This is a genomic window from Mycobacterium sp. (assembly GCF_032159775.1).
In the GTDB taxonomy this organism is placed as follows: Bacteria; Actinomycetota; Actinomycetes; order Mycobacteriales; family Mycobacteriaceae; genus Mycobacterium.
The window spans coordinates 25,550-45,644 of the sequence record NZ_JAVHWK010000106.1 but is presented as its reverse complement, the minus strand read 5'-3'; the positions used below and the strand labels follow the sequence as shown (position 1 = coordinate 45,644).

The 20,095-nt window shown below is 68.6% G+C and carries 18 protein-coding genes; 8 read left to right on the top strand and 10 right to left on the bottom strand.

Annotated elements, in window-relative coordinates; genetic code table 11:
• Positions 1 to 20: 20 nt before the first annotated feature.
• Complete coding sequence (mrx1, locus tag QOJ24_RS11915; protein ID WP_526261348.1) at positions 21 to 269, top strand: mycoredoxin Mrx1; 249 nt, start codon at positions 21 to 23, stop codon at positions 267 to 269.
• Here mrx1 and nudC read toward each other — a convergent pair whose 3' ends face one another.
• Both nudC and QOJ24_RS11905 read right to left on the bottom strand, forming a co-directional pair.
• Positions 270 to 1,208, bottom strand: a complete 939-nt coding sequence (gene nudC / locus QOJ24_RS11910; RefSeq protein WP_526261346.1) for an NAD(+) diphosphatase — start codon at positions 1,206 to 1,208, stop codon at positions 270 to 272.
• Complete coding sequence (locus QOJ24_RS11905) at positions 1,205 to 2,299, bottom strand: potassium channel family protein (RefSeq protein WP_526261344.1); 1,095 nt, start codon at positions 2,297 to 2,299, stop codon at positions 1,205 to 1,207. The genes nudC and QOJ24_RS11905 overlap by 4 nt, the downstream gene beginning before the upstream one ends.
• A 48-nt stretch (positions 2,300 to 2,347) precedes the next feature.
• On the opposite strand from QOJ24_RS11905, the gene QOJ24_RS11900 reads away from it, so the two are divergent.
• Complete coding sequence (locus tag QOJ24_RS11900; RefSeq protein WP_526261342.1) at positions 2,348 to 2,743, top strand: DoxX-related protein; 396 nt, start codon at positions 2,348 to 2,350, stop codon at positions 2,741 to 2,743.
• Here QOJ24_RS11900 and QOJ24_RS11895 read toward each other — a convergent pair.
• Together QOJ24_RS11895 and QOJ24_RS11890 are read right to left on the bottom strand one after the other, a co-directional pair.
• Positions 2,740 to 6,003, bottom strand: coding sequence for an ATP-dependent helicase (locus QOJ24_RS11895; protein ID WP_526261408.1), 3,264 nt, complete (start codon positions 6,001 to 6,003; stop codon positions 2,740 to 2,742). The two genes, QOJ24_RS11900 and QOJ24_RS11895, sit on opposite strands and share 4 nt — an antisense overlap.
• On the bottom strand, positions 5,988 to 9,125 hold the full coding sequence (locus tag QOJ24_RS11890) for an ATP-dependent helicase (protein ID WP_526261341.1): 3,138 nt from the start codon (positions 9,123 to 9,125) through the stop codon (positions 5,988 to 5,990). The genes QOJ24_RS11895 and QOJ24_RS11890 overlap by 16 nt, the downstream gene beginning before the upstream one ends.
• 63 nt (positions 9,126 to 9,188) lie before the next feature.
• Between QOJ24_RS11890 and QOJ24_RS11885 the strand changes: the two genes are divergently transcribed.
• On the top strand, positions 9,189 to 9,986 hold the full coding sequence (locus QOJ24_RS11885) for an alpha/beta fold hydrolase (protein WP_526261339.1): 798 nt from the start codon (positions 9,189 to 9,191) through the stop codon (positions 9,984 to 9,986).
• A 2-nt stretch (positions 9,987 to 9,988) separates the two neighbouring features.
• On the top strand, positions 9,989 to 10,285 hold the full coding sequence (locus QOJ24_RS11880) for an MGMT family protein (protein WP_526261337.1): 297 nt from the start codon (positions 9,989 to 9,991) through the stop codon (positions 10,283 to 10,285).
• Between the two features lie 71 nt (positions 10,286 to 10,356).
• On the opposite strand, the gene QOJ24_RS11875 is transcribed toward QOJ24_RS11880, so the two are convergent.
• The 3 genes from QOJ24_RS11875 to QOJ24_RS11865 form a co-directional block, all read right to left on the bottom strand.
• Positions 10,357 to 11,211 carry a TIGR02569 family protein gene (locus QOJ24_RS11875; protein WP_526261335.1) on the bottom strand — a complete coding sequence of 285 codons (855 nt, stop codon included), beginning with the start codon at positions 11,209 to 11,211 and terminating at the stop codon, positions 10,357 to 10,359.
• A 71-nt stretch (positions 11,212 to 11,282) separates the two neighbouring features.
• Positions 11,283 to 12,476: an adenylyltransferase/sulfurtransferase MoeZ gene (moeZ, locus tag QOJ24_RS11870; RefSeq protein ID WP_526261333.1), complete on the bottom strand. Its 1,194-nt coding sequence runs from the start codon at positions 12,474 to 12,476 to the stop codon at positions 11,283 to 11,285.
• Between the two features lie 113 nt (positions 12,477 to 12,589).
• Positions 12,590 to 13,660, bottom strand: coding sequence for a DUF3152 domain-containing protein (locus QOJ24_RS11865; protein WP_526261331.1), 1,071 nt, complete (start codon positions 13,658 to 13,660; stop codon positions 12,590 to 12,592).
• A gap of 112 nt (positions 13,661 to 13,772) precedes the next feature.
• Here QOJ24_RS11865 and fasR point away from each other — a divergent pair, with 112 nt between their 5' ends.
• Positions 13,773 to 14,426 (top strand): HTH-type transcriptional activator FasR, encoded by a 654-nt coding sequence (fasR, locus tag QOJ24_RS11860; RefSeq protein WP_526261329.1) that lies wholly within the window; start codon positions 13,773 to 13,775, stop codon positions 14,424 to 14,426.
• Here fasR and QOJ24_RS11855 read toward each other — a convergent pair.
• Entirely contained in the window at positions 14,413 to 14,670 is a 258-nt protein-coding gene (locus QOJ24_RS11855) for a DUF3107 family protein (RefSeq protein ID WP_526261327.1), read from the bottom strand. The two genes, fasR and QOJ24_RS11855, sit on opposite strands and share 14 nt — an antisense overlap.
• Before the next feature lie 177 nt (positions 14,671 to 14,847).
• Here QOJ24_RS11855 and QOJ24_RS11850 point away from each other — a divergent pair, with 177 nt between their 5' ends.
• Positions 14,848 to 15,570 carry a hypothetical protein gene (locus QOJ24_RS11850; RefSeq protein ID WP_526261325.1) on the top strand — a complete coding sequence of 241 codons (723 nt, stop codon included), beginning with the start codon at positions 14,848 to 14,850 and terminating at the stop codon, positions 15,568 to 15,570.
• A gap of 7 nt (positions 15,571 to 15,577) precedes the next feature.
• Here QOJ24_RS11850 and QOJ24_RS11845 read toward each other — a convergent pair whose 3' ends face one another.
• On the bottom strand, positions 15,578 to 16,282 hold the full coding sequence (locus tag QOJ24_RS11845) for a ferritin-like fold-containing protein (RefSeq protein ID WP_526261323.1): 705 nt from the start codon (positions 16,280 to 16,282) through the stop codon (positions 15,578 to 15,580).
• 287 nt (positions 16,283 to 16,569) lie between these two features.
• On the opposite strand from QOJ24_RS11845, the gene QOJ24_RS11840 reads away from it, so the two are divergent.
• Together QOJ24_RS11840 and QOJ24_RS11835 are read left to right on the top strand one after the other, a co-directional pair.
• Positions 16,570 to 18,033, top strand: coding sequence for a DEAD/DEAH box helicase (locus QOJ24_RS11840; RefSeq protein WP_526261321.1), 1,464 nt, complete (start codon positions 16,570 to 16,572; stop codon positions 18,031 to 18,033).
• Between the two features lie 16 nt (positions 18,034 to 18,049).
• Positions 18,050 to 19,264 (top strand): Rv3212 family protein, encoded by a 1,215-nt coding sequence (locus QOJ24_RS11835; RefSeq protein WP_526261319.1) that lies wholly within the window; start codon positions 18,050 to 18,052, stop codon positions 19,262 to 19,264.
• Here QOJ24_RS11835 and QOJ24_RS11830 read toward each other — a convergent pair.
• Positions 19,261 to 20,064: a ParA family protein gene (locus QOJ24_RS11830; protein ID WP_526261317.1), complete on the bottom strand. Its 804-nt coding sequence runs from the start codon at positions 20,062 to 20,064 to the stop codon at positions 19,261 to 19,263. The two genes, QOJ24_RS11835 and QOJ24_RS11830, sit on opposite strands and share 4 nt — an antisense overlap.
• Positions 20,065 to 20,095 lie beyond the last annotated feature (31 nt).

Below are 20,095 nucleotides of genomic sequence, written 5' to 3'. Positions count from 1 at the left end.
TCGGTTACGTTGAAAGCGTTATGACAGTCAGCGACGCGCAGGTCACCATGTACACCACATCGTGGTGCGGCTTCTGCTTCAGGCTCAAAACGGCCCTGGCGGCCGAGGGCATCTCCTACACCGAGGTCGACATCGAAAGCGACCCGGCCGCTGCGGAATTCGTGATGTCGGTCAACCGGGGAAACCAGACGGTGCCGACCTTGAAGTTCGCCGACGGGTCCACCCTGACCAATCCGAGCGCGCGCGACGTCAAGGCTAAACTCAAGTAGTCAGTCAAGGGCCGCCCAGGACTCGATGATCTCTCTGGCGATCGAGATCGAGCCTGGCAGAAGCAGGCGCGACGGCGAGTCGCTACTCCAGTCGCCGTGTTCGAGCGCCTCGCGGATCTCGGCCCTGGTGAACCACGCCGCCTCGGCGATCTCCCCGTCATGGAAGGCGAACGGCTGCTCGGGGTCGCCGATGGCGTGAAAGCCGACCATCAGCGAGCGCGGGAACGGCCACGGCTGGCTGCCCAGGTACGTGACGTCGCGCACCGTCAGACCGACCTCCTCGGCGATCTCGCGCATCACACACGCCTCGAACGACTCGCCCGCCTCGACGAACCCGGCCAGAAGCGAGAACAACCGCTCGGGCCACAGGGTCTGGCGGGCCAGCACCGCGCGGTCGTAGCCGTCATGCACGAGGCAGATCACCGCGGGGTCGATCCGCGGGAACTCCTCGTGGCCGTTAGCCGCGTTGACCCGCGACCAGCCGCCCTTGATGGGCTTGGTCGCAGAGCCGTCCACGGCGCTGAACCGCGCGCTGTCGTGCCAGTTCAGCAGTGCCGTCGCGGTGGCCACCAACTGAGCGCTGACGTCGTCGAAGATGTGTCCGGCCCTGCGGAGGTCGAGCACTTCGGTTTCCTGCTCGGAGTCCTCGGGCGCCACCAGCGCGCTGCGCACCGCCCAGGCGTGCCTGCCGTCGGTCATCCGGCCGAGGAACACGGCATGGTCGGGGGGCTTGTCCCCCAGCGCGGTGGCCTTGCCCAGCACCACGCGGCCGTCGGCGATCAGCACCTGATTGCGCGAATCGACCCGCAGCAGAACGGCATCGGGCCAGCCGGCCACCGCCGCGTCGATGTCGGTACGCAGCGTGTCGGCTCGATCGGCGCCGACACGCGACAGCAGTGGCACATTGCGCAACGAGAAAGAAGTCAACCGGTCGCTCATCGGTCGGGTTCGGCGCTGCGGACGTACAGCAGCCGGTCCCCGAGTTCCAGAGCATCGACTTGCGGATCGTCGACCCGCAGCAGCTTTCCGCCGCGCACCACACCGAGCACGATGTCGGGGTTGTGCCGCGGCGACCCGCCGACCTCCTTGGTCTCGACCTCGCGTTCGGCGATGGCGAATCCGGCGTCCGGCGTCAGCAGGTCTTCCATCATCTCCACAACGCTCGGCGTCTGCACGGCTATGCCCAGCAGCCGACCGGCCGTCTCGGACGTCACCACGGTCGAGTCCGCCCCGGACTGCTCGAGCAGATGCTGGTTCTCGGCTTCCCGGACCGCGGCGATGATCTTGGCGTTGGGCGCCAACTCACGCGCGGTGAGCGTGACGAGAACTGCAGCGTCGTCGCGGTTGGTGGCCACGATGATCGCCTTAGCGTGCTGGGCACTGGCAAGGCGCAGCACCTCGGAGTCGGTCGCGCTGCCTCGGACGGTGACCAGTCCGGCGCTCTTAGCCCGCTCGAGGGCCGCGGGATCCTCGTCGACGACCACGATGTCCGCGGGCGCGATGTCGTCGCCGACCATCGCGGCCACCGCCGTCCTGCCCTTGGTGCCGTAGCCGACGACGATGGTGTGGTTGCGCACTCTGCTCCTCCATCGCTGAATCTTCAGTGCCTGGCGCGACTGCGTGGTCAGGGTCTCGACGGTCGTTCCGATCAGCACGATCAGGAACGCCACCCGCAGCGGCGTGATCACCAGAACGTTGACCAAACGGGCCGACGGGGTGACCGGGGTGATGTCGCCGTAGCCGGTGGTCGACAGCGACACGGTGGCGTAATAAATGCAGTCCAGCAGCGACAACGGGTTGTTCGCGTCCGGGCTGGCCTCGACGTCACGGTAACCGTGGCGGTCCAGGTAGACGATCAACACGGCCAGGATCAGCGCCGACATCGCGTAGATGATGCGCCGGACGATGCGCTGCGTCGGGCTGACGAACGGCTCGGGAATCCGCAGCACATCGACAAGATCGGCGTCGGGTCGAGTGGTCAGACCCGCGTCGATAGCGGCCAGCCGCCGACGCAACCTACCTTTGGCCACGAGACCCCGTCATCGATGCCGGTGGGGTGCGCACGCCATTATGTAATCATGACCTCCCCCGCAGCCGAATCGCAGCAGATCGCCAACGCCACGCGCGCGACCCGGATGGGCGCGATGCTCGTCGGCATGGGACTGCTGCATTTCGCGGCGCCCAAGCCCTTCGACTCGATCATTCCCGCCGAACTGCCGGGCAACGCGCGGTTCTACACCCACGCCTCGGGGGTCGCAGAGGCCGTCGCCGGCGGGCTGCTACTCGCGCCGCGCACCCGCAAGCTCGGCGCGCTGGCTGCGGTCGCGCTGTTCGTGTCGGTGTTCCCGGCCAACGTCAACATGGTCCGGCAGTGGAAGGACAAGCCGCTGCCGATGCGGATCGGCGCGATTGCCCGGCTGCCGCTGCAGATCCCAATGATCACCGAGGCGCTGAAGATCTACCGCAACTCCTAGGCCGCGGGTAACTCCAGCAGGGCCGCCAGGTCGTCAGTATCCGGCAGCCGATCGGGGACGACGATCTGCCCCGACCGCACATAGTGGAACACCGCGCGGACGGACTCGGCGGGCACGCCGCGCAGCGCCGCCCACGCCAACCGGTAGACGGCCAGCTGAACCGCGGCGTGGCGCTTGGCCTCCGGGGTGTCCGGCGCGTCGCCCGTCTTCCAGTCGACGACCGTGGCGCCGTCGGCGTCGGCGAACACCGCGTCGATACGGCCCCGCACGACCGTGCCGCCGATGACCATGTCGAAGGGCACCTCCACGTCGACCGGTGTGCGCGCCGCCCACGGCGACGCCATGAACGCGGCCTGCAGTTCGGCGAGGCTCTCCGCGTCCTCTCGCGCCAGCTGACCGTCGACCGCGCCAGGCAGATCGTCGAGGTCGAACAGCCGCTCCGCACCGTAGAACCGTTGCACCCAATCGTGAAATGCGTTGCCCAGCAAGGCATGCGGATCGGGGCGGCTGGGAACCCTGCGACGCAACCGGCGCAACGCGGCGTCAGGATCGCGGCCCAGTTCTACCAGGCTGCTCACCGACAGCGCAGCGGGAAGCGTGGCGGGCCGTTGCGGCGCGACGCGGTCCCTCTCGGCGAGCAGAGCGTCGACATCGGCGGCCCAGTCGTCGGCGCCGTCGGCAGGCGCGTCGAGCCCTCCCGTCATCGCGCGGCGCACCAGGGCTGCCCCGCGATCCACGTCACCGCGGCGCGCCCCCGCCGGATCGGCCGGCCAGACCGCCTCGACTACCCTGTCCCGCAACGGGTTCGGATCACCCTCGGCGGGCGCGGGCGCCCAGTGCTCGACCACGCCGCACGGCTCGCCGGCGTCGGCGGATCTGTCGATGATCTCCTTGAGCTCGCAGAGGAACTCCGAAGGTCCCCGCGGCTTGCCCTCGGAGGCACCCCAGTGGTGACCTGACAGCAGAAGCGTGTCCTCCGCGCGGGTGAGCGCCACATAGAGCAGCCTGCGCTCCTCGTCCACGCGGCGCTGGTCGAGCCGGCGCTTATGCTCGGATATCTTGTCTGACAGAAGTTTCCGATCGTTCACGTCGGAAGTGTCGAGCACTGGGACGCCGTGGGCGCCGAGGCTGGCACGGTCACCGCGCAACAGCGGCGGCAGGTCGCCCGCATCGGTCAGCCACGTCCGCATCGCCGCCGTCGAAGGAAAGACCCGCCCGCTCAGATGAGGCACGGCGACCACCTGCCACTCGAGGCCCTTGGCGGCATGCACGGTGAGGATCTGCACGCGGTCGTGCGAGACCGTGACTTCGGCGGGGGCCAGCCCGTTTTCCACCACCATGGCGGCATCCAGGTAGGCGAGTAGATCGGACACCGCCGCGCCCGGCCGCGAGGCCGCGAAGCCGGCCACCACATCGGCGAAGGCGTCGAGGTGTTCGGTACCGGTCCAGCCTGCCGACGCCGGCCGAGCTGCACGGGCCTCGGCGTCGACGCCGAGCACCCGCCGCACCTCGGCGACGAGCTCGGGCAGCGGATGCGCGAGATGCGAACGCAGACCGGTCAACTCATGGCCGAGCGCCGTGATCCGCCGATGACCCTCCGGCGAATAGGCGGCCGCGGTTCCGGGGTCGTCGATGGCGTCGGCCAGGCAGGCGGCGTCGGCGTCCTGGGCGGCGTCGGCGACGATCTGCTCGCTCGACGTGGACTCGCGCGCCCCGCCGACGCCGTCCAGTTCGACGGCGCGGCGCCAGAGCGCGGAGATGTCGCGGCCGCCGAGTTGCCAGCGCGGCCCCGTCAGCACACGCATCGCGGCCGCACCCGCGGTAGGTTCAGCGGCCAGCCGCAGCATGGCCACCACGTCGGCGACCTCCGTGACGGCGAGCAACCCCGCCAGCCCGACGACCTCGACCGGCACGCCCCGTGCCGTCAGTGCGTCGGCCATCGGCGCTGCGTCGGCGTTGCGCCTGACCAGCACCGCGGCGGTCGGCACGGCGTTACCCGCGTCGCTGGCCTCGCGGTAGCGAAGGGCGATGTGGTCGGCGACCCAGTCACGCTCGGCCTCGACGTCGCCGAGAAGGGCGCACCGGATAGTTCCCGGTTGCGCGCCTGGCCTCGGCCGCAACGGCTGAACCGCAACCGACCTGCGCCTTGCCTCGGCGGACACGGCGTTGGCCAGATACAGCGTCCGCGGCGGATTGCGCCAGCTGGTGCGCAGCTCCAGCGTCGGCGCGGGACTGCCGTCCGAGCACGGGAAGTCCGTGGTGAACCGCGGCAGATTGGTCGCAGACGCGCCGCGCCAGCCGTAGATCGACTGGATCGGGTCGCCGACAGCGGTCAGCGCGAGCCCGTCGTCGACCCCGCCTCCGAACAACGACGACAGGGCGACCCGCTGGGCATGGCCGGTGTCCTGGTACTCGTCGAGCAACACGACGCGGAAGCGCCGCCGCAACTGCTCCCCGACCTGCGGGCAGGTCGATGCCAGCCGGGCCGCCGCCGACATCTGCATGCCGAAGTCCATCACCTTGTCGGCCCGCATGCGCTCGTGCAGCGCGTCGATCAGCGGCACCAGCACGGTGCGCTCGGTCTGGGTGGCCAGCATCCGTAACAGCCATTGGCTGGGTCCGCGGTCGCGCTGGTACGGACCCGCCGGCAGCGTGTGCACCAGCCGTTCCAGCTCGAGGTGGGTGTCCGTCAGCTGCGTGGTGTCGACGAGGTGCTCGGCCAGCTGACCGGCCAGTCGCAACACCATGCTGGTGATCGCGGCAGGCGTCTTGTCAGTGTCCAGAGCGCCGCGATGCTCGGTGACGACGCGAAATGCCAACTGCCACAGTTCTGTTTCGCTCAACAGTCGGGTGTCGGGCTCGATCGGCAACAGCAGGCCGTGCTCTCGCAGCAGCGTGCCCGCGAACGCGTGGTACGTGCTCACCGTCGCCGGGTCGTCGGCCGCATCAAGGCCACCGGGAACGATCCCTGCGCCTGCGAGCCGCGCCAACCGGGATCGGACCCGGCGCAGCAGCTGCCCGGCGGCCTTTCGGGTGAACGTCAGACCGAGCACCTCACCGGGCGAGGCGTAGCCGTTGGCGACAAGCCAGACGACCCGGGCCGCCATTGTCTCGGTCTTGCCCGCGCCTGCGCCCGCGATCACCACCAACGGACCCGGCGGGGCCGAGATGACGGCCGCCTGCTCGTCAGTCGGCGGGAAAAGCCCAAGAGCCGAGGCTAATTCGGCAGGAGCAAATTTCGCCGTCACGAGGTCGCCGATCCGTCGACCACGGCCTGGGCGGGACAGCTCGGCCGCACCGGGCAATGGGCACAGCCGTCGTTGACGCGAGCGGTGAACTGCGGTCCCTGGGTGGTCGCCGCCGCCTTGCCGATCACCTCGCGCCACTGTCCGCGGGCCTGTGGTGTCAACGGATCCTGTTGGCGCTCCGTCGGACCCGCCGTCCCCGGCTTACCGAGGTAGACCAACCGGCCGCCGCCGGGGGAATCCCCTTCCTGCAAAATGCCCTCGGCGATGGCCAGCTGATACATCGCGAGCTGCGCGTGACGCTGCGCATCGTCGCGGCTGACAGGGCTCTTTCCGGTCTTGATGTCGACGACGACGAGGCGGCCCGCCTCGTCGCGTTCGAGCCGGTCCAGCCTGCCGCGCACCCGCACGTCCGTGCCGTCGCAGTCGAGCACGCCGTCGACGTCGACCTCGGTGCCCACCTCGGTGAGCTCGTTGCGCGACTGCTGCCGCCACTGCGCGAAGGTGGACAGCATCGACCGGTGCCGCACCAGCTCGTTGTCCGCATACCAGGCCGACTCGAAAGGCAGCTTCCCCCACACCCTTTCGAGTTCAGCGACCATCTGGCTCTCGGTCATACCGGGATCGGCGACCAAGGCGTGCACCAATGAGCCGATCGCCGAGCGCACGTCACGTCCGTCGCTGCCACCATGTCGTTCCAGCAGCCAGCGCAGGGGGCAGTCGGCCAGCGTCTGCAGCGTCGACGGCGACAGCCGAACCACATTTTCGTCGCCGGTCCACAGCGGTTCGTCAGTGCTCGGCGACGTCATGCCGTACCACTGCGTGGGATCGGCACCAGACACTCCCGCCGCGGCAAGGCGGGCCAATTGTGCCGCCGCACAGGCCCGTACCGTGTCAGAAGCCTCGCCCTCCGGCGCGCAAATCACCGCGCGAAGCCTGCCGACAAGAGGCGCCGGAGCCAACACCGGCGGGGCGTGCACGGGCTCGGCGGTGTACGTGTCGCCATCGGTGGCGAACTGCGCGAGCTCGGCGAAAAACGGTGACGGCAACATCGCGTCGTCACCGCACCCGCCGTCGACCGCCGTCACCAGCAGACGGCTGCGGGCACGCCCCATGGCGGCGATCAGCAGCCTGCGCTCCTCGGCGAGCAGCGGCGCGCGGCTGGAGACGCCTGCGGTCGCGCCGTTTCCCACCACTCCGTCGAGGATATCGACGAGGTGCTGGGTGCCGAGCACACCGCCCCGCGGGGTCGTGTTGGGCCACAACCCCTCCTGCAGGCTTGCGATGACCACAATGTCCCATTCCCCGCCGAGGGCCGCATGCGCGCTGACGAGCGTCACGCCGTCGACATTGGACGGCGGATCGCCGGCCGCGGGCAGCGCACCAAGGGCGCTCACGTGTTCCACGAGGCCGCGAACGGATGCTCCCGCCGTGCGTGACACGTACTGCTCCGTCACATCGAACAGCGCCGTGACCGCATCCAGATCGGCATCGGCCTTCGCACCGGCCGCGCCGCCGCGCTCACTTGCGGCCAGCCAACGCTTCTGCAGACCGGTGCGCTGCCATGCCTGCCACAAGGTGTAGCGGGGGTCCGCGCCGTCGGCCTGGCTGCGCCGCGCGGCGGCGAGCACGGCTCGCACCCTTTGCAGAGGACGAGCGAGATTGCCTGACACACCGGCGGTCTCGGATTCCAGCGCATCGACGAGCAGTTCGCCGAAGTCACGTGGCGGGCTGTTTGGATCTGCGCGGCGCAGCGCCCTTCGGAGTTGGCGCAGTGACACGGGGTCGACCCCGCCGATCGGCCCGGTCAGCAGTTGGGTGGCGCGGTCACCGTCAAGGCCGTCGGCAACGGCCTCGAGCACGGTCAGCAGCGACCGCGACGCGGGCTGCTCGGCGACCGGCACACCCGATGGCGGCATGAGCACGGGCACACCGGCCGCGGTGAGGGTCCGGGACAACGGCGCGCCGCTGTGCCGCACCGAGCGGACGACGACGGCCATCTCCGACCATGGCACGCCGTCGATGAGGTTGGCCCTGCGCAACGTGTCGGCGATCAGCGCCGCCTCGGCGTGGGGAGATGCGGCCAGCCGCACCGACATCGAGCCGAGATCCTCGCCCGCGCCAAGCAGTTCCCTGGCCTCGCTCGCCCCCGGCAACCGCCGCGCGACGCCGGTGACGGCGTGCGCCACCGCGGGAGCGCAGCGGTGCGACTCACGAAGCGTGATGACCGGATCGTCGTCGTCGCCCGCCAACAGGGCAGGGTCGGCGCCCCGGTAGGAGAACACCGACTGGTTCGGGTCGCCTGCGATGACGGTCAGCTCGGCACTCGCCGCGAGCACCCGCACCAGGCGCGCGGCCTGGGGGTCGAGGTGTTGGGCGTCGTCGACAATTAGCAGCTTCACCCGCGTGCGTTCGGCGGCGAGTAGCTCGGGGTCGACGGCGAACGCTTCGAGTGCGGCGCCGACGAGTTCGGCGGCGCCCAGCGCGGGCACGGTGGCCTGCGGGGCGGCCATCCCCACCGCGGACCGCAGAAGCATCGTCTCCTCGTACTGCTGGGCGAACTGTCCGGCCGCCAGCCACTCCGGACGGTTGGACATCCGGCCGATGCGCTGCAGCGCAACGGGATCCACCCCGCGTTCGGTGCACCGTGCCATCAGATCGCGCAGCTCGGTCGCGAATCCGACCGTGCTCAGCGCGGGGCGCAGCACGCGGGGCCACGCGACGGCGGATCTGTCGCCGTCCTCCAGGTCGCCCGCGAGCAGTTCGCGAATGATGCCGTCCTGCTCGGCGGTGGTGATCAGGCGCGGCGGCGGGTCCCCGTTGCGCTGGGCGGCGAGCCTCAGCACCGCGAACGCATATGAGTGCACCGTGCGGACAAGGGGCTCACGAACGACGGCGCGACTGCCCGCCTGCAGCAGCGCCGACGTGATGGCCGCCCGCGCCTGCGCGCCAAGCCGGGCCGAACCCGTCAGCAGCAGAACCGTTTCCGGCTCGGCACCGGCCGCGATGTGGGCGGCCGCTGCCTCGATCAGCGCGCCGGTCTTGCCGGTGCCCGGGCCACCGAGTAGCCGTACCACACCGCGAATGCCGGATTGTGCCAACGCCGTCGAACCGAGCGCGATGTGTGGTGCGGACATGGTGGCATGACACCACGAGGGTCCGACAAGTCTTGCTGACGGCTTGCGCTTAGCATCAACGCCGTGGCCAGCAACACGCATTTCCTCAACGTGCATCGATTCGGCCCCGAGCAACCGGCACAGATCCTTGCCGTGCACGGGCTGACGGGACACGGACTTCGGTGGCGCACGCTGGCGACCGAGCACCTGCCCGGCTTCTCGGTCCTGGCACCCGATCTGCTCGGGCACGGCAGGTCGTCATGGGAAGCGCCGTGGACATTGGAGTCCAACGTCGCCGCGCTCGCGGAGTTGCTGGCCGGCGAGACCAACCGCCCCGTCGTGGTCGTCGGGCACTCCTTCGGCTGTGCGGTCGCGCTGAGACTCGCCGTCGCACGCCCCGATCTCGTCGCGTCGCTGGTCCTTCTCGACCCGGCCGTCGGCCTCGACGGCGCGTGGATGGCGAATATCGCCGACGACATGATGGCCTCGCCGTTCTACCTGGACCGCGACGAGGCGCGCAACGAAAAGGCGCACGGCTCGTGGGCCGACGTGGATGCCGCCGAACTGGACGCCGAACTCGACGAGCATTTGATCGAGCGGCCGGACGGCCGGTGCGGATGGCGGATCAGCATCCCCGCGATGATGTCGTACTGGAGCGAACTGGCCCGTGACTTTGTGGTGCCGCACAGGGGAATACGGACGACCTTGATCCGTGCCACCCGCACCAACCCGCCCTATGTGACCGACGCCCTGGTCACCGCGCTTGCCGAGAAACTCGGTCCGCGGTTCTCGCTCGTCGATTTCGACTGCGACCACATGGTGGCTCAGGCCAAGCCTGTCGACACCGCCGCGGTGATCCGGGACCGCCTCGAGCAGGCCTAGCCATGGCCGCGATCACCGACGAACAGGTCGAGACGGTGCGCGCGCTCGTCGCGTCGATCCCGCCCGGCCGGGTGTCCACCTACGGCGACATCGCGCACGCGGCGGGGCTGTCGAGCGCGCGCATTGTCGGCTGGATCATGCGCACGGATTCCTCCGACCTGCCGTGGCACCGGGTGATCACCGCGTCGGGCCGACCCGCCGAGCACCTGAGGACCCGACAGCTCGAACTGCTGCGCGCAGAAGGGGTGTTCGCGGAGGACGGACGGATTCCGTTGGCGCAACTGCGCCACGACTTCTGACCGCGAACGGAGCCCCTGGTCGTGACTCGCGCTCAATCACGACCAGGAATGCAATTTCGCGGAATCGCGCGTCAAAGCAACAGTCGCACGAGCGATGCGGTGCGGGCCAATCCGGGAAAAGCCGCAGCCGTCGACCGCGGATGCAGCGCGTGCACGGCAAGCCTGAACATCAACGCGCGCAACAACATCTGCGGCCACTCCGGCAGCGGGGCCCACCGCTCGACCAGGCCGTCGTCTGCCTCGCCCCACGAGATCGCGTCGACCACCACAACGCCTGCCGCCCACGCCGCCGGACGCCAATAGGGCGTGATGTCGGTGATGCCCGGCGCAGCCGTTCCGGCGAAAAGCACTGTGCCGTAGAGATCGCCGTGCACCAGCTGACTGGGGCTCTTCGTCGGCTTGCGAAGTCCGGCCAATTGATTGATCAGTTCGATCGACCGCTGGCTGTCCGTCGATCCCGGAGAAACCCGTGCGCCTGGTGGCAGCGACTGCAGCGGCCGTTCCTCCCACGCCGCCCGGTCGGCGGCGACGAACACATCGACGTCCGCCCACGGCGCGACCGGTGGCTGCGTCAGGAACCGGGGTCGCTCCAACTTCGCCGTCGCCTCATGCAGCCGCACCGCGGCCGACACCACCTCGTCATGGCGCGGCTCCGGTGTACCCGCGACGAAGGTGTCCGCGCGCCAGCCGGCCACGACATACCGTCCGTCGGTCGATCGGACCGGCCTAGCCAGCCGCACACCGTCGACGAAAAGCGTCTCGCGGACCTTCGCCGCCCAGGCGGCGCGGGCGTGGTCGGCAACCATCGACAGCACGACTTCGCCGCAGCGCCAGCCGCCCTCCCAGCCAGCGCCGAGCAGCACGGGGCGCAGGCCACTGACACCGAACGCAGCCAGCACATGGTCCGGCGGGCGTTCATCGGTCACAGCGCCAGGCTACCGTCGGCCCGCGCCGGAAAGCCTTCGCTGACCAGCTGTGTCGTGTCTCTATTGACGCGTCAGTACATGACCATGTCTGGTTCGAGCTGCTTACCCCAGGCCACGATTCCGCCCTGCACGTGTAGCGCATCGGAGAAACCGGCCTTCTTCGCGATGGCCAACACCTCTGCCGAACGCACGCCGGTCTTGCAATAGAACACCGGGGTGCGGTCCACCTGCAGCCTGGCAAGCGCCTCGCCCGACTCGAATTCCCCCTTCGGGATCAGCTCGGCGCCCTCGATGCGGTTGATGTCCCACTCCACCTGCTCGCGGACGTCGATCAGGGACACCGGCTTGCCGGAGTCGATCATCTCGCGCAGCTCGCGCGGGGTGAGGGTGGAGTCGGCCGCGGCCTCGGCGGCAGCGTCGGAGACCACACCGCAGAACTCCTCGTAGTCGATCAGCTCGGTGATCTTCGGGGTAGCGGGATCCTTGCGGATCTTGATGGTGCGATAGCTCATGTCGAGCGCGTCATAGACCATCAGCCTGCCGAGAAGCGGGTCACCGATGCCGGTGATCAGCTTGATCGCCTCGGTGCCCATGACCGACGCGATCGACGCACACAGAATGCCGAGCACGCCACCCTCCGCGCAGGACGGCACCATGCCGGGAGGTGGCGGCTCCGGGTACAGGTCGCGGTAGTTGAGGCCCCGCTTCGTCCCGTCGGGCGCGTCGGGGGCGTCCTCCCAGAACACCGACACCTGGCCCTCGAACCGATAGATCGATCCCCACACGTAAGGCTTGCCCGCCAGCACCGCCGCGTCGTTGACCAGATAGCGGGTCGCGAAGTTGTCGGTTCCGTCCAAGATCAGGTCGTATTGCTCGAACAGGTCGACGGCGTTGTCGGGCTCCAGCCGGACCTCGTGCAGCCGCACATCGACGAGCGGGTTGATCTCCCGGATGGAGTCGCGCGCGCTCTCGGCCTTCGACCTGCCGATGTCGGATTGCCCGTGGATGATCTGGCGCTGCAGGTTGGACTCGTCGACGACGTCGAACTCGACGATGCCGATCGTTCCTACGCCCGCGGCCGCCAGGTAGAGCAGCGTCGGCGACCCGAGCCCACCGGCGCCGATGACCAGTACCTTCGCGCTTTTCAGCCGCTTCTGACCGTCCAACCCGAGGTCGGGAATGATCAGGTGGCGGCTGTATCGCGCCACCTCTTCGCGCGTCAGTTCGGCCGCAGGTGTCACCAGCGGCGGCAACGGTGTGGACACCGATACCCTCCTCGATTCGAAGTCGGGGCTCTTTCCATCTCAGCAGTTACCCAGCACAACGGCAATGACCGCCGGGAGCTTCCCGAGGCCCGATGCTTGTCGCTTCCGCAGGGCTATGGGATGGGGTACGGCCACGGGTTGGGCTTGCAGGTCTTGCCGTCCGCCTTGACCCATTCCGGGTCGAAACGGGCGTTGTCGTTGTCGCTGGTGGAGAACGTCTGCTGCATCATCACCGGTGCCAGCTGCCCGTTCTCGGCGCACGGCTCGTGGCGCTGGTAGCCGATCGCGTGGCCGACCTCGTGATTGACCAGATACTGGCGGTAGGCGCCGACATCACCCTGGAAAGGCACCGCCCCGCGGACCCAGCGCGCCTCGTTGATGAACACCCGCGGCTGGCCGTCTGGGGCGAAGGCCGGGTTGTAGCAGGACGTCTCGATGGGAATCTCGTAGCCGCAGCCCTCACGCAACGTCATCGGCGTGGTCAGCGACAACCGGAAGTCCGGCTCGCCGCTGTCGATCCGGGTGAACGCGAACTGCGGGTTGTGCGTCCAGCTCTTCGGGTTGGCCAGGGTCTGGCTGACCATCCGCGCGAAGTTGTCGTCGCCGCCGAACGAGGTGGTGTCGATGCCGTCCTCGATTTCGACGGTGTAGGTGAACGTCTTGGTGGTGCCCTCGCCGACCTTCTGGTCGGCCCCCGGAACGATGTGCCAGGTCTTGGCGCCCACATCGGTGTAGGGGCCGCCGTCGGGCAGCATGCCGGTGGGAAGGCTGGCGTCGAACTGGGTCAGCCCCTTGGGCGGTGCGCCGATGATCGCCGTGCTCGCCGCGCCGATGGTGGGCGGGCCCTGCGCAGGACCGGCGTCCTCATCGGTGCTCGAACCACTTGTTCCCGTGACGGTCGAATACACCACCCACACCGTGAGCGCGACGAGTGCGGGCAGCGCGTAGGCACGCCACCCGTATGTCGAGGTGAACCGGCCGAGCCAGCTCTGTTTACGCCACCGGCGCCGCTCTTCCCGATTGGCTCTGGGCCGCCCCGAATCCTCGGCGAGCGGATCGCGTTGAGCGCGCAGCGGTTCGCGCAACTCGTCGCGCAGCACAGGTACGCGAGCCCTGTTGGACTCGGGGTCCCGACGCAGATGGCCTCCGGCGCTCCGCATGCGACGCCCCGGGTCGTAGGTCACCGGAACAGGATGGCATAGACCTGCCCGGCGACGCCGTCCTGACGCGTACCACCACCAACGGGTAGTAGTGTCGATGCGAACGAGGCCGGATGCGGCCAGTTAGTAGGGAGAGATGAGCGATCTCGCCAATGCCACCCAATCGAGGGGTGGCGGGGCGGCAGGCAATCGGCGTGGCAGCAGGCTGCCGCGCGACGAGCGCCGCGGACAGTTACTCGGCGCTGCCAGCGAGATTTTCGTCGACCGCGGCTATCACGCCGCCGGCATGGACGAGATCGCAGATCGGGCCGGTGTCAGCAAACCTGTTCTCTACCAACACTTCTCGTCGAAGCTGGAGCTTTACCTCGCGGTGCTGGCCCAGCACGTCGACAACCTGGTCTCCGGTGTGCGCCAGGCATTGCGGACCACAACGGACAACCGGCAGCGGCTGCGCGCCGCCGTGCAGGCGTTCTTCGACTTCATCGATCACGACGGCCAGGGCTATCGGCTGATCTTCGAGAACGACTACGTGACCGAACCGCAGGTGGCCGCGCAGGTCAAGGTCGCCACGGAGTCGTGCACCGATGCGGTTTTCGACCTGATCAGCAGAGACTCCGGCCTCGAGGCGCACCGCGCCAGGATGATCGCGGTCGGGTTGGTGGCGATCAGCGTCGACTCCGCCCGATACTGGCTCAACAACGAGCGGCCGACCACTAAGGAAGCCGCAGTCGAGGGGACCGTGCAGTTCGCCTGGGGCGGCCTGTCACACGTGCCGCTTACCCGTTCTTGACCGCCTCGGCACCCACCACGCCGACGCCGAATCCAACCCGCCGAATGTCGGCGGCACCGATCTCGACGTAGGCGATCTTGGCCGCCTGAACCAGGAATCGACGACCCTTCTCGTCGGTCAGCGCGAGCACGCCTGAATCTTCGCTCAGCGCATCGGTGATCAGCTTCTCCACCTCGGTGGGCGTCTGCGCGCTGTTGAAGCTGATCTCGCGCGGGCTGTCCGTGACACCGATCTTGACCTCCACGCTGGGTCCTTCCTCAGTTCTCGCCGTCGAATTCGTTCTCGCTTTCAAAGGCTAGTGGACCCGGCACGATGAACTGAGTCCGGACCGTTACCAACACGCTGCGCCGGTGACCTCATCTGTCACTTCTGCATCGATAGCATCAGGTCTGCACCACTCGAACTGACGAGGATTATGCGCATGAACAGGCCTTCTTCGCCCTGGGCACCGGGATCGGCGACCCATCGGATTCCCGACGACGCGGATCACGAATTCGCCGACGTCGAGGACTACGACGCGTACGCCGACTACGACGACGACGACTTCGACGGCGACTACGACGACGTCCGGTACTACACCGATCACGACGACAAGCGCTGGCTCTGGGTGGCCAGCGTCGCGGGGATCGTGCTGCTGATCGCCGTGGCGGGCACGTTGATGATTCTCAGCGGCGGCGACAGCGGCACCACCTCGGCGACGGTGTCGCCGTCCGAGAGTCGGGCCGTGCCGTATCCCAACGATGTGTCGACCCGGAAACCGTCGGCGACCGCGCTGCCGCCGGAGACCATCACGAGCGTCACGCCGACCCCGACCGCCGCGCCGCCCAGCGCCATCGGCGAGCCGACGGAGGCGGCGCCGGCGCCCGCGGCCAACCCGGGCACCGTCACCTACACCGTGACCGGGAACCGCCAGCTCTTCGATCTGGTCACGATAATCTGGACCGACCAGCAGGGCGCGCTGCAGACCGACGTGAACGTCGCACTGCCGTGGACGAAGCAGGTGACGCTCGATCCAGGAGTTTCGCTCAGCTCGGTCACCGCCACCAGCGTGGGCGGTCAGCTCAACTGCTCGATCACCGATGCGGCGGGCGAGACGCTGGCGGCGCAGAACAACAACACGATGATCACCAACTGCACCCGCTGAGCCGACGTCAGGCCAGGCCGAGTTCCTGCATGCGGGTGCTGTGGGTGTGCTGAAGACGCTCGAAGAACTCGGTCAGCTGGCCGAGGCCTTCGGTGCCCGACACGACCAGGTCGACGAGCTCGTCGTGATCGGCCAGGACGAATTGAGCCTGGGTGATGGCCTCGCCGAGCAGCCTGCGCGACCATAACGCCAGCCGGTGACGTTGCCGCTGGCTCGAGGTGACCGCCTTGCGGACCTCGGCGACGACGAACTGCGAATGACCCGTTTCGGCCAGGACCGCGCGGACGACGTCGGCGACCTCCGACGGAAGCACGTCAGCGATCACCAGATAGAAGTCGGCCGCAAGGGCGTCGCCGACATACGTCTTCACCAGCGCCTCCAGCCAGGTGCTCGGAGTGGTGAGCCGGTGATAGTTCTCCAAAGCCGATGCGTATCTCGTCATGGCGGGAACGACGTCGATGCCCCGCCGGGCGAGTTCGTCGTGCAGCATCTCGTAGTGCGCCATCTCGGCTGCCGCCATGCTGGCCATGTTGATCTTGCCCAACAGGTTGGGCGCCATCCGAGCCTCTTCGGTGAGCCGGTAGAACGCGGCCACCTCGCCGTAGGCCAGCAGCGCGAACAGCTCGTTGACCCCGGGATGGTCGGCCGACACGCCTGACGTCGCCGATGGGGCGATGCGCTCAGACGATGCCGCAGGCTGCGTCGAACTCATGCGGCCCCCTCGCAGGCTCGGTCGCCGCATGCGGTGCCAATGATTCGCTCGCAAGCGTCGCTCATGCGCCCAACTGTAGACGGCGACCGGTAGGCCGACCGGCCGGCAAACCCTACCGGTATCATGGCCATAGGCAGTGGCCGCGGACAGCGGCTCGCTTCCTAAGAAATGTGCGTGCACGACGTCGGCCCGCCTACCTCAGCGCAGGGCCTCGCGAAGTCTTCTCGACATACTCGTGCGCGCGTGGACGCAACGAGGAATGAATCGAAAGGCTTCGTCTACCAAGCATGACTGCACTCAATCCAACATTTGCCAAACTCGGGGTTCGCGACGAAATAGTCCGCGCACTCGCCGAAGACGGCAAGGAACACACATTTGCCATTCAAGAGCTGACCCTGCCGCTGGCGATGGCGGGCGACGACCTGATCGGGCAGGCCCGCACCGGCATGGGCAAGACGCTGGCTTTCGGCGTGCCACTGCTGCAAACGATCACCACCGACACCGAAAGGCCGCTGACCGGCGCGCCACGGGCCATCGTCGTGGTGCCCACCCGCGAACTGTGCTTCCAGGTCTACGGTGACCTCGCCCTTGCCGCGAAGTACCTGACCGTCGGCGACCGCAAGCTGTCGGTGGTGTCGATCTACGGCGGGCGCGCCTACGAGCCCCAGATCGACGCGCTGCGGGCAGGGGCCGACGTCGTCGTCGGCACCCCCGGGCGGCTGCTCGACCTCGCTCAGCAGGGACACCTGCAGCTGGGCGGCATCTCCGTGCTCGTGCTCGACGAGGCCGACGAGATGCTCGACCTCGGCTTCCTGCCCGACATCGAACGAATCCTTAGGCAGATCCCCGAGACGCGGCAGTCGATGCTGTTCTCGGCGACGATGCCTGATCCGATCATCACGCTGGCCCGCAGCTTCATGAACCAGCCGACGCACATCCGCGCCGAGTCTGCTGCGTCGTCGGCCGTGCACACCACCACCGATCAGTTCGCCTACCGCGCCCACGCGTTGGACAAGGTCGAAATGGTCAGCCGACTACTCCAGGCCCGCGGTCGCGGCTCCACGATGGTCTTCACCCGCACCAAGCGCACTGCGCAGAAGGTGTCCGACGAGCTCGGCGAGCGCGGCTTCAAGGTGGGCGCCGTGCACGGCGACCTGAACCAGAGCGCCCGCGAGAAGGCCCTCAAGGCCTTCCGCACCGGTGACATCGACGTGCTGGTGGCCACCGACGTGGCCGCCCGCGGCATCGATATCGACGACGTCACCCACGTCATCAACTACCAGATCCCCGAGGACGAACAGGCCTACGTGCACCGCATCGGCCGCACCGGCCGCGCCGGTAAGAGCGGCGTCGCGGTGACCCTGATCGACTGGGATGAGCTGGGACGCTGGGAGATGATCAACAAGGCACTGGGCCTCGGTCACCCGGATCCGGCCGAAACCTATTCCAGCTCACCGCATTTGTACGAGGAGTTGGACATCCCGAGCGACGCGACGGGCAGGATCGGTCCGGCGCAGCCGGCCAAGGCCGCCAAGCGCCCCCCGCGGGACACCGCCGAGGCGCCCGCCCGCAGCCGCACCAAGTCGCGCCGTCGCACGCGCGGCGGCCAGCCGGTGGGCAGCCACCCCGACGGCGACAAGTCCGCCGAGACGCCCGAGAACGGCGACAAACCCGCCGCAGAGGGCGAAGGGGCCACCCGCAAGCGTCGTCGTCGTCGCCCGCGCAAGGCCGCTTCGGCGACCGCCAACTAGCGCGACCCGTCCACCGATGGTCAAACCCGAGCGTCGCACCCGGGCCGACCTGATCGCCGCCGCCGCGATCGCCGTCGTGGTCGCAGTCGTCGCCGCGCTGATCTGGTGGACCAGCGACGCAAGGGCCACCATCAGCAGGCCCGCCGCGTCGCCGGTGAAGACCCTGACACCCGCCAAGGTCGTTCCGGCGTCACTGCGGGAGCTGTGGACGGCGCCGAGCCCGAAGACCAGGACGCCGGTGCTGGCCGGTGGCAGCGTGGTGACCGGAAACGGCCATCAGGTCGACGGCCGAGATCCCGTGAAGGGGTCGGTGCTGTGGAGCTACGCCCGCGACCTCGACCTGTGCGGGGTCACCGCGGTGTACAACTACGCGGTCGCCGTCTATCCCGACAGCCGCGGCTGCGGTCAGGTGACCACCATCGACGGCCAGACCGGTATGCGCGGCCCGAGCCGCACCGCCTACGCCGATCCTCAGATCGCGCTGTCCTCCGACGGCACCACCGTGCTCGCGGCGGGCGACAGCAGGCTCGAGCTCTGGCGCTCCGACATGGTCCGGATGATCAGCCACGGCGCGCTGGACGCCCGAATCAAACCCGGCGTTCCCGGCCCGGTGTTGTGCCGGCTGGGATCCGCGGCGGCCAGCACGGCAGCGGTGGCCGTGCTCGAAGCGTGTCCCGACCAGCCCGACATACGGCTGACGGTGTTGCGTCCCGCCAAGGAAGAGGACACGCCCGACCTCAAGTACGTGCCACTGCCCGGCGTCAAGGAAGACTCCGGCGCCAAGGTTGTCGCCGTCTCCGAGACCACCACCGCGGTCTACGTGCCAGCGCCGCGGCCGTCTCTGATGATCGTCGACGAAACCGGATCGACGACGGCCAACCTGCCGCTGCCCAAGCCCCCGTCGCCGGAGGCCGCCGCAACCCGCGCCGGTGACCTGATCACATGGTGGACCGGTGACGCCGTGATGGTGTTCGCCTCCAGCGGCGTGCAGTACCGCTACACCATCGGCCCGGCAGGCACCCATGTGCCGATCGGTCCGGCGACGATGATGGCGGGCCGGCTGATCATCCCGGTCAGCGACGGCGTCGGCGTCTACGACCCCACGACGGGTGTCAACGAACGCTTCATCCCGCTGCGGCGCCAGCCCGCGCAGTCCGCGGTGGTACCCGCCGTGGCCGGCTCCGTGCTGCTCGAGCAGCGCGGCGGCTCCCTTGTTGCGTTGGGCGGCTAGACCTCAGGCGCGAAGGTCGCCAGCTCCTTGCCCGACTTCCAGTGCTTGAGCAGCGCGGCTGCCAGATCGCGGTAGGCGCCCGCGCCCTTGTTCTTGCGGCTTGCAAGTATCGACGCACCCGAAGCGGTGGCTTCGGCAAAGCGCACGGTTCGTGGGATCGGCGGCGCAAGCACCGGCAGGTCGTAGCGGTCGGCTACGTCGAGCAAGACGTCGCGGCTGTGGGTGGTGCGTGAGTCGTACAGCGTCGGTAGCGCGCCGAGCAGCGTGAGGTCGGCGTTGGTGATCTGCTGGACGTCGTTGATGGTGCGCAGGAACTGGCCGACCCCGCGGTGTGCCAGGGTCTCGCACTGCAGCGGCACGATCACGTCGTCGGCGGCGGTCAGCCCGTTGAGTGTCAGCACTCCCAGCGACGGCGGACAATCGATGATGATCACGTCGTAGTCATCGCGGACTTTGGCAAGGCTGCGCTTGAGCGCGTATTCGCGGCCGGCCCGCATCAACAGCATCGCCTCGGCGCCTGCCAAATCGATGTTGGCCGGCAGCAACGTCATTCCCTCCGACGTCGACAGCAAAGCCGCCGACGGCTCTACGTCGCCGAGCAGCACCTCATGGATCGAGACCGCCAGCTTGTCGGGGTCGTGGCCGAGCGAGAACGTCAAACTGCCCTGCGGGTCGAGGTCGACGAGCAGGACCCGTCGCCCCTTCTCCGCCATCGCCGCACCCAACGACGCCACCGTCGTCGTTTTGGCTACCCCACCCTTTTGATTGGCGACCGCAAGTACTCGCGTCACGCCGTCCATACAAGCACGACATCGGTCACGTCGACGCACC